At 36.2% G+C, this 16,004-nt stretch carries 8 protein-coding genes; 5 read left to right on the top strand and 3 right to left on the bottom strand.

All coding sequences use genetic code 11. The features are described from left to right. Positions 1-38: 38 nt before the first annotated feature. Together ACFIKO_RS00540 and ACFIKO_RS00535 are read left to right on the top strand one after the other, a co-directional pair. The gene (locus ACFIKO_RS00540; protein WP_375619224.1) at positions 39-2,003 is read left to right on the top strand and encodes an autotransporter assembly complex family protein; all 1,965 of its coding nucleotides are present in this window, start codon (positions 39-41) and stop codon (positions 2,001-2,003) included. Beyond that, positions 2,003-6,661, top strand: coding sequence for a translocation/assembly module TamB domain-containing protein (locus tag ACFIKO_RS00535; protein WP_375673047.1), 4,659 nt, complete (start codon positions 2,003-2,005; stop codon positions 6,659-6,661). The genes ACFIKO_RS00540 and ACFIKO_RS00535 overlap by 1 nt, the downstream gene beginning before the upstream one ends. Before the next feature lie 2,245 nt (positions 6,662-8,906). Here ACFIKO_RS00535 and ACFIKO_RS00530 read toward each other — a convergent pair. The 3 genes from ACFIKO_RS00530 to infC form a co-directional block, all read right to left on the bottom strand. Beyond that, complete coding sequence (locus tag ACFIKO_RS00530) at positions 8,907-10,679, bottom strand: ABC transporter ATP-binding protein (protein WP_375673046.1); 1,773 nt, start codon at positions 10,677-10,679, stop codon at positions 8,907-8,909. 63 nt (positions 10,680-10,742) lie between these two features. Continuing rightward, a complete protein-coding gene (locus ACFIKO_RS00525) occupies positions 10,743-10,928 on the bottom strand; it encodes a hypothetical protein (RefSeq protein ID WP_375619227.1) in 186 nt (61 codons plus the stop codon). A gap of 360 nt (positions 10,929-11,288) precedes the next feature. After that, positions 11,289-11,807 (bottom strand): translation initiation factor IF-3, encoded by a 519-nt coding sequence (gene infC, locus ACFIKO_RS00520; RefSeq protein ID WP_026500140.1) that lies wholly within the window; start codon positions 11,805-11,807, stop codon positions 11,289-11,291. 195 nt (positions 11,808-12,002) lie between these two features. Here infC and ACFIKO_RS00515 point away from each other — a divergent pair, with 195 nt between their 5' ends. From ACFIKO_RS00515 to dapE, 3 genes are all read left to right on the top strand, one after another. Continuing rightward, positions 12,003-12,776: an alpha/beta hydrolase gene (locus ACFIKO_RS00515; RefSeq protein WP_375619228.1), complete on the top strand. Its 774-nt coding sequence runs from the start codon at positions 12,003-12,005 to the stop codon at positions 12,774-12,776. Between the two features lie 43 nt (positions 12,777-12,819). After that, complete coding sequence (locus tag ACFIKO_RS00510) at positions 12,820-13,566, top strand: M48 family metallopeptidase (protein ID WP_375619229.1); 747 nt, start codon at positions 12,820-12,822, stop codon at positions 13,564-13,566. 223 nt (positions 13,567-13,789) lie between these two features. Next, entirely contained in the window at positions 13,790-14,962 is a 1,173-nt protein-coding gene (gene dapE, locus ACFIKO_RS00505; RefSeq protein WP_375673045.1) for a succinyl-diaminopimelate desuccinylase, read from the top strand. Positions 14,963-16,004: the final 1,042 nt, after the last annotated feature.

The following is a 16,004-nucleotide window of genomic DNA, read 5'->3' as shown; positions in this document are numbered from 1 at the left end:
ATAGTAGATGCAAAGTGTATTATAAGGTATCTGATTTTATGGTATACCAGACAAGAATTTTGTTAAAATCAGGGACTGTACGCTGTGTATTTATAGGTTTGTGTTTCGCTTTTGCTTTTCCACAGCCACTTGCTGCATTTGATTTTTTCGACATACCTTTTTTTGGTCAAAAGAAAACAAATTCTCCTTCAAATTATGCTAAAAGTACAGAGAGATTCTATAAAGTTGATGTTGTTGCACCGCCAGGCGCGCCATTAGAAGGTATAAAAATAGTTAAATCTGTTTCTTCTCTTGTTGCTGATAAAGAGAAAGCATCCGCCAGTTCTTCTGGTTTGCTAGCCAAGGCGCGTTCAGATTATCGAGCGATTCTTTCTGCTCTTTATGCTGATGGACGCTACGGTGGTGTTATTAGTATTAAAATTAATGGCTTAGAAGTCGCTGATTTAAGTCCGGTAACTCAGCTTCCAGCACAATCCAATATTGTTATTACAATTAATGCCGGTCCACAATATGTTTTTAGTATTGCAGATATCGATAAAGTAGCTCCGTTTGAAAAACGTAAAGCGCATAAAATGCCCACAATTGAAGAATTGGGCTATAAAGTTGGGGCTATTGCTAAATCTGAAACCATTTTGAAAGCAGAAAAATGGGCGATAGAAGGATGGCGTCAACAAGGTTATGCCAAAGCTAAAATTATGAAGAGTGAGGTCGTGGCTGATCATGCTGCGTTGCGTGTTGAAGGACGGATTGTTGTTGATCTTGGAAAAAAGGCTCATTATGGTCCTTTAAGTGTGCGTAATATAAGTAAGAAACCACGTGTAGATTCAGCTTATATCGCATGGATGACCGGATTGAAGCTAGGTCAGAAATACGATTCCGATGCGTTAGCTAAGGCAAATGAACGTCTTGCGCGCCTCGGTGTTTTTCGTGCTATCAATATACGTGAGGCTGATACCATTAATCTAGATGGCAGTTTACCTCTTGCACTTGTTGTACAAGAACGTAAACCGCGTCGTTTTGGTGTAGGCGGTAGCTATTCAACATTAGATGGCGCTGGTTTTGAAGCTTATTGGATGCATAACAATCTTTTTGGTCATGCAGAGGTTCTTAAAATTGAAACAAAAGTAAATGGTGTTGGTAGCAATAAAAAGCAATCGTATAATTTTAAAAATTTTGATTATCTTTTCGGTGGCACGTTTATAAAGCCTGGTGTACTTACGCCAGATACAGATCTCAGGTCAGAATTAAAAATACAACAAGATGTTCTAGAAAATTATACGACAAAAGCCATCAAAGGAAGATTAGGTATTACGCATATTTTCAATGGTAATCTATCGGGACGGGCTGCTGTAGAAGTTTCAAATGGTTATTCACGTGATATTTATTTTGGGAGCCGTAATTTTACAACAATAGGTTTCCCTAGCGGTTTGATTTACGATAGTCGTAATAATAAGTTTAATGCAACAAAAGGTTTATATGGTGAAGTTTTCATTGAACCTTTTTATGAGATGCGTTTTAGCAACTTTGTTGCAAAAGTAACAGTAGAAGGTCGTTCTTATTGGGCGTTGGATGAAGGGGATCGTTTTGTTTTTGCTACTCGGGCAAAGCTTGGTACAATTCTTGGGAATGATACAGCACAAATCCCCGCGAATACGCTTTTTTTTGCTGGTGGTGGGGGCTCTGTTCGTGGTTATGCTTATCGTAATATTGGTATCAAAACAGAAAATGATGCGGTTGTTGGTGGACGGGCGGTTGTTGAGGGATCGGCAGAGTTGCGTGTTTCTTTAAATGATAAAATAGGGTTTGTCGGTTTTCTTGATGGAGGTTTAGTAGGGGAAAAGGCGAATTTTGATTTTTCTCAAAAAATTAAATGGGGAGCCGGTATAGGAGGTCGTTATATGACGGGTCTTGGTCCTTTACGCGTTGATTTAGCTTTTCCTTTAAAGAGAGAGAAGGGTGATCCTCGCATTGGTTTTTATGTGGGTATAGGGCAAGCATTTTAATGAAAAAAGGTGTACATTTATCAGCTTTCTTCTTTGTATTTTTGTTTTTTTGGGTGGGTGGTTTTGTTTTTGCGCAAAGAGGAGATACTCTTCCCTCTAGCAAAATGAAAACAGATGATCGCTCATGGTTTGTTTCTTTAATTGAACGAAAGCTTTCAGCGCCCAATCGTCAAGTTCGTTTACACAATATGCAAGGGACACTGTCTTCTCAAACATCAATTGATGTTATTACTGTCAGTGATAAAAAAGGGGTTTGGCTTAAAATTACCAATGCTAAAATGGATTGGAATCGTCTAGCGTTGCTGAGAGGGCGGATGGATATTAACCAGCTTTCGGCAGAACAGGTTACATTTTTACGCAAACCGCAAGGCAATTCTTCTTTTGTTTCTTCCCTTGAGACGGGTAAGTTCTCTTTACCAAAATTGCCGCTTGCTCTTTCTATCAATACGCTTACAGCTCAACATGTGATATTTGAACAGAATCTTTTTGGTTTTTCTGCTGATATGTCCTTAAAAGGCAATTTCACTTTGGCGAGTGGTAATTTTGATGTCGATATAGCGGCGCATCGTTTAGATGCACCGGGTTCTTTTTCTGTTCTCACCAAGATATCTGATAGTAATCGTACAGCTCAAATTGATATTTCTGCTAACGAACCACAAAATGGTATTTTGGCGAATATTTTTAACATTGAACAACGTCCAGCATTAAATCTCGTCGTGAAAGGTGATGGTACTTTTGATGATTTGGTTATCAAACTTTCTTTAGAGTCCGATCATCATTCTATTTTAGATGGTAATGTTATTCTTGCAAGTGTTCCAGAAGGACACAGTTTTTCTACGAAACTAGAGGGAACACTGAGCCCTTTAATACCTTCTCAATATCGTAGTCTCTTCGAATCTGATATAATATTAAAAGCAAAGGCAAGAAGAACAAAAGAAGGTGTGACACACCTTGATCAGATAGTTATTCAGAGCAAAGCAATGAATGTTATAGCCAATGCTGAAATAACGGCAGATGGATTTTTGCGGCGGCTTTTTGTTGATGGTAAAATGGCTCTTGATAACGAACAGGAGTCTGTTCATTTGCCTGTATCAGAAGTGCCAAAATCTGCCAATACTCTTGCTTTGAACATTGACTATGGTAGCGAAGGGCAACAATCTTGGAATGGGCGGTTGGTTGTAGGTCATTTAAGCAATAAAAATATTTATATTCGCGATGCAATTTTTGATATGGGAGGAGTAAGCGAAAATCTTGATAATGCAGCTTCTCGTCATGTTGGTGTTCAGGTTAAAGGAACGCTTCAAGGGGTTAAAAAGATTAAGGGAGCGTTAGTAGAAAATTTAAGTCAAGCAGTTCATGTGCATCTAGATACGGATATTGTTTCGAATAAACCAATTTTGATTCATGATCTGAGTGTTACGGCTCAGGGTTTTTCTTCTTGGTTAAAAGGGACAATGGAGAATTTTGTTTTTAAAGGCGATCTCGGTTTAAAAGCTCAAACATTAACTCCTTTGGAAGTGTTCAGTAAACAATCACTTTCTGGTAGTGCAGATATTAAAGCCAAAGGAACGATCAATTTATTGAGTGGCATTTTTGATCTCCAATTATCAGGAATGGCTGACGATATGAAAATAGGCGTGCAGCCTTTTGATCGTTTATTCAAAGGAAACATCACTCTTTCAGGTGGTGCTACTCGAAATGCGAAGGATTTCATTTTTCGTCATTTTAATTTGAAAAATCAATATACAAACATAAAGGCTAATGGTTATTTTTCAGATGAAAGCGCTAAAATGGATCTATCTGCTGAAATATCTGATTTGTCCAAATTAGATCCAAAGATAAGTGGTGCGCTTACAATTAAAAGTACGGTGAGAGGGCGCAATAGCCATATAAAACTAAATACATGTGCCCATATTGCTGAAGCATTAATCGTAGGGAAGAAACTTCAAAACACAACATTTAACATAGATGCACTTGTAGATAATACAGCACCAGTTACTGCTTTAACGGGGGTGGTAAAAGGTGAAGGGATTTTTGCTAAGAAACCTTTGCATTTATCGGCCTCTTTTAAAGATTCTCATAAAATTCGAAAACTTGAAAATATCGATATTAGAGGGGGAAGTGCAAAAATAACGGGTGCTCTTTCTCAACAACTTGGCGGTTTTTTGAAAGGAGCGCTGCATATTGATGCCGATGATATTTCCGTACTTTCAGCGTTATTTTTGCAGGATGGTAGTGGGAAAGTAAACGGAGATTTTATTTTTGATGAACAAAATGGCAGACAAAAAACCAATGTGAAGGCGCATGTTAACCATTTGAATTTTTCCAAGAATAAAATAAAAAAATTGGCAATAGATGCTGACATATTCGATCCTTTTGGCATGACACAGTTTGAAGGAGTTATCAATGCAGAACATATTCAAACACCTTTGATAATGGTCAATCGTTTAAATGCTCACGCTGATAGAAATAATGGACAAACGGTTTTTACTGTCCAAGCAATGTTGCATGATACTCTCAATGCACAGTTTTCTGGTCGTTTAATGGTTGAGGAACTTCCAGACAGTATAAAACGAGAAGTGCAAATTGAAACGGTGGATCTAAAGCAACACACTTTTCATGCAACATTGCTGAAACCATCCATAATTGCTTTTGATAAAGATGGAATGACAATCAATGAATTAGGAATTGCAATAAATGGAGGCAACATCATCCTAGCAGGGAATATTCAAGATACCCTAAATTTGCAACTTACAATGAATGCGCTTCCTGCTACTTTAGTTAATCTGTGGAAAGCCGATCTTGGAGCAGCAGGGAGTGTAACAGGGCATGTTATGATTCGTGGTCATTTTAAAAAACCTGATATAACTTACGATATAAAAGGTGAGGGACTGACAACCGTTGCTTTTCAAGATAAAAAAATTATGCCTTTTTCTTTTTCTGCTACGGGGAAAACCTTAGATCAAAATCTTACTTTGAATGCAAATTTAACAGGAGAAGGAGTACAAGCACAAGCTCAAGGACGTGTATCTCTAGAGAAAAATAAGCTTGATCTTCGTATTAATTTACAAAATTTATCTGCACGTTTGGCAAATGGTTTTATTGCAGGACAAGCGCTTGATGGGACAATGATAGGCAAAGTTGATATTGGTGGAACAATGAAGGATCCATCTGCTCATTTTGAGCTTTCTAGTCAAAATTTAACCGCTATGACGCATAAAGGACCGATGTCAATCAATATAAATACTCGTGGTTCTTATAAAAAATCGACTTTTCATATTGAAAATATGATAGCTACTGGAGATAAAGGATTAGATCTTTCTATCCATGGGCCTGTATCTCTTAATGGTTCAGAGGCAAAATTAAATGTTAAAGGGGTAATGCCTCTTGATTTTGTTAATCTTTTATTAGCCAAGCGTGGTGCACATATAACGGGTACAGCAAGAATTGATACAGCTCTTAATGGGGCATTATCAAAGCCACAATTGATAGGAAATATTTCTATAGGCGACGGTAGTTTTTTTGATTCACAAACAAATGTAGGGTTGAATAATATAACGCTTGAAGGCAAATTGAACGGTGATCACATCCTTATAGAGAAAGCTTCAGCTTCTTCGTTTGAGGGGGGAAGAATTTCTGCTTCAGGTCGTATCTCTAATGGTCTAGAGACAAATTTGATATTTCATCTTGATAATGCCAATTATAATGATGGTTCTATGATTCTGGCAACATTATCAGGTGAGATGACAATGACAGGTCATTTTTTAAATGATCTTGTTCTTGGTGGTGATATCATCGTTGAAAAAGCTGAAGTTTTTGTTCCTGATCATTTTAAAAGTTCCAAGTTTCTTGATGTTAGAAATAAGAATTTAACTAAATTGATTCAAACAACACTTGAACGTGCTGATGTTAAGAACATGGACAAAAGCAAAAGCCGTATAGTTACACAAGAATCTTCATCTGTCGTGCTATCAAATATGCGTATTACAGCACGCAATCAATTTTTTGTACGCGGAAAAGGATTAGATGCTGAATTGGGAGGACGTATTAATCTAGCTGGTCCATTGAATGATGTGCATCCAGTTGGTGAATTTAGAATGATTCGTGGACGTTTTGATATTCTTTCGCAACGTCTTAATTTTGATCAAGGACAAGCGAGTTTTAGCGGTAATCTTAATCCTACGGTTTATTTTGTAACCAACAATAACAGTGGTGATATTCAAGTCACTGTAACTGTAAGTGGGACGATTGATAATCTTGATATTAATTTTTCTTCACAACCGAATTTGCCTCAGGATGAAATTTTGGCGCGTTTGATTTTTAATCGCTCTATTAATGAATTATCACCATTTCAGATTGCTCAACTTGCAGCAGCAGCCGCTGATCTTGCAGGTGCTTCTAATACATCTTTGTTGAATACTTTACGAACTAAAATTGGGCTTGATGATCTGGATGTTATTGTTAATGAGAAGGGTAATACGGGCTTACGTATTGGACGCTACATACACAATAATATTTATTTGGGCTTTGAAGCAGCGTCCGATGGAACGACGAAAGGAACAATTAATTTAGATATTTCGCGTCATCTCAAAGCTAAAGGTGCCATAGGAAATGAACAAAATTCTAGTATTGGTCTCTTTTATGAAAGAGATTATTAAAGATTGAATTTTAAAAAACAATTTCTTCGTTTTTTGTCTCTCATTTCTAAATCTGAGGAAGGAGAGATAGACTAGAAATCCTATAAAAGAAGAAGCTTTTTTTGAAGCGTGAAGAAATATATCTAAAACACTCGATTTTTGTTTATGCTATTCTCTAAAGGAGCAAAATCTTCACGGAAGATAGTATGTTATTTTGCTGTTATATATTTATTTAGAGAAATACCTTACCTTGTTCTCAAACTCATCTCGTACTGTTGCCTAAAGAATGTAATGTATGCAATATTGATTTATAAAGATAATTTATCTTTGTTCAACTTGAATTAGAACTTTGAATATCGTATGGTTCTCTCATTGCGCATTTCTCTCATGTTGAATCAATCAAAACCATTCGGTTTGCATGTTACAAGCGGGGAATCCTGTGTGGATAAAACTATTAAGAAATGACTAAAAATGCCTCTTATGAATTATCTCGAGAGCTAAGAGCTGTCGCAACATTAGGGGTTGGCAAAATAGTGTGAATAGTGCCAGCTTGTTACTCCATAAGCGTAAAGATGGGGGGCTTAATGGATTTATCGTTATACAATTCACAAACGTTATGGCGAAATGGTCTTGGAGAGGACTTTGAGAGAGGTCTCTTTAAAACAAGCACCTGAATTTGCAACACAATGGCATTCTGTTTTTACGTGAAGGACGTGATTCCATTAAAGAAAGCGATAAACAAAAGCGTAAGACAAGTGTAGAATTTATAAAATATCGATTTTATTTTCAAACGCATTTAAAGCAATATTTTTTAATAATAAAAATTACCTATTATTTTAGATTATTGTTTACTGTGTTTTTGAATGAGATCACTTTTCTTATGAATGAATCCCCCCCAAACAGAACACTCCAAAATATAACACTATTGTGTTGCAAATTCATGTGCTTGTTTTAAAGAAACATTTCTCAGTGTGCGCTTGAGCCTATTTCACAAGCAACCTTATGAAATGATATAAAGTACTTCTTATGAATAGTATAAAATCCATACTACCATTGTTAATAAAGGTATAAGTATTTATTAAAGATATAAGCTGGCATTATCATTCTATTTTCCAGCTTCTCATGTTGCCGACAATCTTTTCACATTGAAAATGTAGAGGTATTTTTATTGCTTATCTTAAGAGTTTTCATGCATATCCAATATCTCTTATGACGTACAACAAGTGCTTTTGATTGATTCATCATAAATATAAAGAAAATTTGCAATAAGCAAATTACATCATATCTTTTATTTAAGATATAAAGTAATAAATTATGATTATAAATCAAAGTATTAAAATGCAGGTCAAAAGATATTTTTGTAAAAATATTATCAGAGTTATATGTCATATTTTTTCTATTTAGGTGGTTAAAAGAAAGAGGAATGTCATTTTTTCTTCATCCGTTTTTTTCATATTGAAATCATAGCCTTATATAAGCACTAACGTTGTGCATTTATAAACTCTTCAAAAAGTTAAGATATTGGAAGAATATCACTTTAGTTTCAGATGTAGAAAAAACAGCAAAGCTTGCTTTAAAGCAGTCTACAATAGTAAGAAAGTTTTATAATAAATCCTCTCTTATTTTTTCAATGTTTTTCTTTTACGCTGAGTGTATCTATAATTTGCAGTACAATTTATAATTGTCAGCCTATCCTGTTACCATAAAAGACCGACATTTGAGGTTTGGTGATATAAAGCATGTAATTTTGACAAAGTATTTTGAAAGCACGTGGTGAATATTTAGTGTAAGCCTTGTACAAGTGAATCACATAAGTTGTTATCAAGTGGAACGAACTCAATAAAAATATGGATCGTTTACAGATCAGATTGGGTAGAATCTTTGTCCTTTAATAATGTGTGGAGAAAAAATTGTCAGTGTAGGGATAAACACGGATAAAGGTTGTATTAATCCAGATACATCATCATAATTCACGGCAATTTTTTTAAACCTTTATGCTCTCTCTTTTAGGCTTCACAACATTTATGAATATTTCAACACTTATTTGAGGAAGGGAAGGAGTTTTTAAAGTTTCATTTTTAAAGCCAATTGCATTCAACAAAATAGCGAGTAAAGTTTTCATCTAAATCCAAGAAGTTTATTTTCAATAAACCATAAATTCTTTGCCAATTTTTGATTGAAGCAATACTTTTGCTTGGTAACAAGCCTTTTTTATAAATGGAGCATTATCTTCTATCCATTTTTATTTCAAATCTTATTTAAGGATCTAGAAATTAGGAGGTATGTTTTTGAACTGGATATTATGAAGTTTTTTATAAAGCCCATGTTCTTTTGCTAGCAATTCTTTCTGAGTACCTTGTTCAATCAGTTGTCCATTTTGTATGACCACAATTTTATGAGCACGAGCAATCGTTGAAAGGCGATGAGCAATAATGATTGTTGTGCGTCCTTTGGTAAGGTGGTGAATGGCTTCATTAATTTGTGCTTCGGTGTGTGAATCAAGCGCACTCGTTGCTTCATCAAGAATCAGAATTTCGCTATCGTGAATCATTGCTCTAGCGATAGCGAGCCGTTGTTTTTGCCCCCCTGAAAGGTTACAGCCATTATCACCTATCTGTGTATCATAACCATTTGGCAAACTCATAATAAAGTCATGAGCATTTGCTGCTTTTGCTGCTTCGATAATTTCGTCATCACTAGCCCCTTCTTTTCCAAGCCCGATATTATATTTAACAGTTCCTTGAAAGAGAAAAGTATCCTGTCCTACATAGGCCATCAGATTTCTTAGAGAGCGAAATGTTGTGTAGCGAATGTCTTGATCATTAATCAATATGCGTCCTTTTGTGGGGTCATAGAGGCGCATAATAAGGTTGATAAGGGTTGACTTTCCCGAACCGGATGGTCCTACCAATGCTGTCATTTTTCCGGCTTCTATTTCTAGGTTTATGTCTTTCAATATCATTTTGTTATTAGTGTATGCAAAAGAAACATTTTCGAAACGAATAGTTCCTTGCGTTTTACTCAGATCTTTAGCTTCTTTATGTTCTATAACTGTAAGGGGACAATCGAGTATTTCAAACATCGTACGGATATTAACCAAGCCAGATTCAATTTTGACACGTACATTTGCTAGTCTTTTTGCAGGTTCATAAGCTAAAAGTAAAGCAACAATAAAGGACATAAATTCACCTTGAACACCTGCGCGTTGGGTTGCAAGATAACCGGAAAAACAAATAATACCTGCAATGGCAACACCCGTGAGTGTTTCCATAATCGGATTGGTAATAGCTTCGAGTATTGCAATATTGTTTGTTTGTTTTTCAACATCACAAATGGCTTTGTTCATCCGTTTTTTCATGACTTCTTCTAGTGAAAAGGCCTTGATGATTCGAATACCAACAGCCGTTTCCTGTACGATTTTGATAATTTCACCAAGTGAAAGGAGCTCTTTTTCCATCAGGCGGCGAACGCGTTTTAAAGCCATTCGAACGCCTAAAAAAGCGAGTGGTCCTACGATTAAAGTAATGGAGATTAACACAAAGTTTTGAATGAACATGACAAGCAACAGACCACTAACGGAAAGCAAATCACGTACAAAAGTTGTGATAATAGTATCAATTATATTACGTACAGCTGTCGCATTATGAGTTACACGAACAAGAAGATCAGATGAAGTGTTATTATGATAAAAAGAAACTCCTTGTTCCATAAGTCGTGCAAAAATTTTACGCTGTTGTTCAGCAATGATACTATTTCCTGCTTTGTTTAGAAAGTAAGTTTGGGAAAAAGTTGCGACTCCTTTGAGAATAAAGATAAAAGCAATGAAGCTAGAAATCAAAACAATCATAGGAAAATCTTGTGCACCAATAATCTGATTAACAACATCCCGCATAATCCATGCACTGGTTGCTGTGGTACAAGAAATGATGATCATTGAGAAGATAGCCGCACTATACCAACGCATATGTTTACGAAAATTTTCTCGCAAAAGGCGGATAATAAGATGTTTATCAAAAGAAGAAATTTGTTTTCTAGCCATGAAGTGCTTCTATATTCTCCATTATTTTATGCAAGATTGAAACATTCTTAATTAAAAAGCTCCTTAACCTTTTTTACAAAAATAGCCTTTTCTTTCAAGGTTCATCATATCAATTTCACGACGGCGAGAGTGAAAAATGTAGCGCAAAGTTTCTGTGAAAGGTATAACGAAAATTTGTTGTTCATCATTATTTTTAATTTTTAATAAAAGGTAACGGCGAGTTTCACCATTGTATTTACCAATTTCCATATTGTGATAGCCTTTGGCACTTGAAATGGCTCACAAAAAACATTTCTGCTCTTCTAATAATTTTTATGTATCATCTCCGTTTGTGATGTGTAAGCAAACAATTTTGCTGCATTGCATGATAAGAGAGCTTGAAATAAGAAGACCTTACGATGTTTGAACTTTCTCATTTAATATGCAAAATAACGAATTCTTCTTATAAATCGATAAAGCATTATTAAACTTTTAAAAGGATTTATACACATTTATAAAACCTTAAAAGCACCACAAAAACTCTATGTGGTGCCTCTAAATAATACCATACGCTCATTTTAACGAGTTGCATGCTGATGAGTTGCACGCAAATATTATTCCAATGCAAAACTATTTAGGTGCTATCACCATCATCATTTGCCGGCCTTCAAGCTTTGGCTCCAATTCGATTTTGGCAATTTCACTTGTATCTTCTTTCACACGCTGAAGAAGCTTTAATCCAAGATCTTGGTGAGCCATCTCACGACCACGAAAACGCAAAGTAATCTTTACTTTATCACCATGATCAATAAAGCGATGAACAGCTTTGAGTTTGACTCCATAATCATGGACATCAACATTTGGGCGCATCTTAATCTCTTTGATTTCTATGACTTTTTGCTTCTTACGTGTTTCAGCAGCTTTTTTTTGGGTTTGATATTTTAATTTGCCCAAATCGATGATTTTACATACAGGTGGCTCCGCATTTGGTACAATTTCAACCAAATCAAGTCCCGCATCTGCAGCCATAGCAAGAGCCTCTTGTATCGCAACAACTCCCTGATGTTGTCCCTCATCATTGATAAGCTGAACATGAGGTACTCGGATATCCTGATTTGAACGTGGTCCGTCTTTTTGGGTAGGTGTCATTTTAAATGGTTTACGAATGGTTTATGCTCCTTAATTTTGATTCAACTACAGTTAATTTAATATACAATTATGCGCCTAAAAACAACTATAATTCGCGCCTTTTTCATTATTTGATTTATTACTTTTTGGAATGATTTAGATTATAAAAGTTTTTTTCTTAATTTAAAGAAATTGTTTTATGGAGGATAAAGAATTATGGATCAAAATATTCCTTGTCAGTTTTTTTCGTTTGAGAACACCGCACTTGCAGTACGCTATCGCAAGGGACGGCAATCTCCAGGGTTGGTTTGGCTTCATGGCTATCTATCCGATATGTCAGGGGATAAGGCGATGTTGGTTGATAGTTTTGCTCAGAAGAATGATTTGTCTTGTTTACGTTTTGATTACTCTGGACATGGAGAATCAGGTGGTGATTTTTTTCAAGGAACGATTTCACGCTGGGTTAAAGAAAGTTTAGCGGTTTTTGAAACTTATTGTGAGGGTCCACAAATTTTGATTGGCACCTCTATGGGCGGGTGGATTGCGCTCAAGCTTGCTATGATGCTAGCACAGAAAAATAAGAAGCTTGCTGGCATGGTCTTGATTGCGCCAGCTCCTGATTTTACACAAACATTGATAGAATCAGGGTTGGGTCGAAAGGGGTGGAAAATTTTAGAAGAAACAGAGCATATTGAACGATCTGCGATTAGTTATACGGAGCCGGTTCCCTTTACAAAAGTATTTATTGAAGATGGCAGAGACAACTGCGTCATGAGGGGATGTATAGATGTTGGATGTCCAATCCATATTCTACAAGGGATGGAAGATGTGGAGATACCCTATCAGCATACATTGGCTTTACTGGATCATTTGCCTCTCCATGATGTAACATTGACACTTGTTCGTGATGCTGATCATCGCTTTTCTCGTCCGCAAGATTTGGATTGCCTCGAAACGGTATTGAAGTCATTGATTGACCGGATTAATTAATGCGGGAGAAGGGTCAAATTCATTGATGATGAAGATATAATGTATGAGCATTTCTAAACAGCATTTTATTTTTTCTGATCGCTCTGTACCTGTACAGGTGCGGGAAAATAAATGCGCGCGCCGTCTTACCTTACGTATTGATGCGAGCGGACAGAGGATTTGTGTAACAACACCACCAGCGATAAGTCTCTGTACAATTCAAGGTTTTATTGAAAAGCATCGGTCTTGGATTGAGGAACGTCTTGCTCGTGTAAAAATCTCTCATGAAAATGCTTATCTCAAAGAGGGAGCGACGATTCCTTTATTGGGTGTTTGCCATTCCATAAAGCATAGAGAAGGACGTGGGGTGACGGAAATTATTGCAGGAGATGCAGAACAAGAACCTCAAATTATCGTTTATGGTCAATTAGAATACCTCCCAAGACGCATTGCTGACATTTTGAAAAAACAAGCAGCACGTATTATAACACCTTTGGTGGTACATTATGCCCATAAAGTAGAGAGTAAAGTCAAATCAATTTGTTATAAAGATACGAGAAGTCGTTGGGGGTCATGTTCAATAGATAAGCGTCTTTCTTTTTCTTGGCGCCTTGTTATGGCACCAAAAGAAGTTGTGGAATATGTTGTTGCTCATGAGGTTTCTCATCTTGTTGAAATGAATCATGGTCCAAGATTTTGGGCTCTTTGTGAAGAACTATGTCCTGATAGTAAAACGTATCGTGCTTGGTTGAAGGAAAATGCTCATAGATTGCAAGCAATTAATTTTGATTCATATAATTTAAAGGCGTAAAAAACTTTCCAATGAAGGCAATATTTAACGGAACTTTTTATTGAGTGTTTTGTTGAGTGTGTACTTGCTCATGCATAATGAGGAAGCCATTGAAGCTCTCAGCACGATTGTTCTCCCCAGCTTGGTTTGCTGAGTGTCTTCAATGTTTTTGCTTTATCTTTTTTGTAATTCGGCGTAATAACCTTAAGTTCCGATGATTTATAAAAAATGGGAAGGGGAACTTATGCCTATTCTTACAGATCCACTTCAGCTATTACAGAGACTTATCCGTTGTCCTTCTGTTACACCTTATGAAGCAGGAGCTTTATCAACTTTGGAACAATTTTTGAAAAAAATGGGATTTCATGTTGAACGCCCTATTTTTACGGATAAAAATACAGATAATGTTGAAAATCTTTATGCAAAAATGGGAAATGAAGGACCCCATCTTATGTTTGCAGGTCATACAGATGTCGTACCACCAGGTGCATTGGATGAATGGACCTATTCACCTTTTGAAGCTGTCATAGATCAGGGGAAATTATATGGGCGGGGTGCTGTTGATATGAAGGGCGGAATCGCTTGTTTTATTGCGGCGCTAGCGCGAGTTCTTGAGAAACGGTCCATTAAAGGAATGGTAAGTTTTTTGATTACCGGTGATGAAGAGGGACCTGCTGTTAATGGTACCATCAAACTTCTCAAATGGGCAGAAAAAAAAGGCGAAAAATGGACTGCGGCTCTTGTGGGGGAACCAACAAGTGTAAAAACTGTTGGGGATGTCATCAAAATTGGTCGCCGCGGATCGCTTTCTGGTATCATTACTGTGAGAGGTCGCCAAGGTCATGTTGCTTTTCCAGAGCGGGCTGCTAATCCCTTGCCTTTAGCAAGTAAGCTTATTCAAGCATTGACACAAACTGCTTTAGATAAAGGGACAGAGGATTTTCAACCCAGTAATTTAGAGCTAACAAGCATCGATACCGGTAATTTAGCGGTCAATGTTATCCCAGCGCAGACCACAGTTCATTTTAATATACGCTACAATAATCTTTGGACAAAAGAAACACTGATGGAGGAAATTAAAAAGCGTCTTGCTTTGGTGCAATCAAAAAACAATGATGATCAATATCCCTTTTATCAGCTTGAATGGATTCCAAGTTTAGGGGATGTTTTTTTGACCAAAAATGATAGACTCATTCAAACTTTATCCAATGCTATTAAAAGTGTAACAGGGAATATACCAGAATGTTCCACTTCTGGTGGTACTTCAGATGCGCGATTTATTAAGGATTATTGCCCAGTGGTTGAATTTGGCTTACCAGGGCGAACGATGCATATGGTAGATGAGTGTGTAGCTCTTGATGCAGTAGAAACGCTCACTACTATTTATGAGCGTTTTATTGTCGATTTTTTTGCATGAAGAAATGATTGCTGGTTCAAAAATACCTTTATCTTATTGTGCCATAAGATATTGCCATTTGAGGTGTGGTAATATGAGACACGTAAGACTTAATATATTAAGTGGGTTTAGAATAAGTGATGAATATTCTTAAGTTGTGATTCTTGCCTGTAGAGTCTTTAGTTAAGTAAATTACATAACTGGAAAGCCAAGTGGGACCTGCTTTAAGAAGTAGAACTGTTTACAGACCATATTGGGTTAAAAATATTCGTTCTTAAAGTGTAGAAAGGAAGTCAATACGCAATCATATATGGAAAACAGTGAATATTATATCATAATTGTGTTATGACAGGGTGAAGCTATAGAGACACACAAAAACATGCTGCTATTGTAAAAAATTCGTACAACATAAATGCACTCATTCACAGCTCATGCCTTAATATGGTTTCTGCACTCTCATAAAAGGTACTTTTTGTTTCAATTAGCCTCTCTTGGAGTAAAGCCCATAGAAATGCGCTTTAAGTTTGTTTTATTTCATATATTTTCCCCTTCTTTTTTGTCCCCAAAAACTTCCATTGCAAAATCATTACGAGATAGAAGGTGAGCTTATTTAATCAGCTGTAATATTGGTTATGATAAAGATACACAGAAATTCTTTAGTAGTAGTACGTTTAATTCTTTAGCCAAGGAGTGTCCTAGTATTATTCTCAATTTTTTAATAAAATAACCTTAAAGGACGCGTACAGATACTCATAAGCATGTACGCAAGTAAGATCATATGGGATTAATATCGTTTTGCTTTCTAACAAAGTAATCTCGATTCATATCTGGTATATTTGCCATTTGAGTGCATTATTTGTTTAATAAAGCCCATGATTTTGCTGTGATCTATAAATCAATACCAATCATACAGCCGCGTATCTCAAATAAATATTGGTTCGGTATTTTTTGCGACAACAGCTTTTATATGCCAGAATAGAATAAAAGTATTGTGTATCTATTTTTTGTAATCTCTGAAACAGACATACAACCACAACCTGATTGAGGGAAAATATAAAGGTAT

This window comes from Bartonella sp. TS82HLJMH, from assembly GCF_042193495.1.
GTDB classification, from domain to species: domain Bacteria; phylum Pseudomonadota; class Alphaproteobacteria; order Rhizobiales; family Rhizobiaceae; genus Bartonella; species Bartonella grahamii.
The sequence above is the reverse complement of the archived record's forward strand: the minus strand, read 5'-3'. Positions and strand labels throughout refer to the sequence as shown.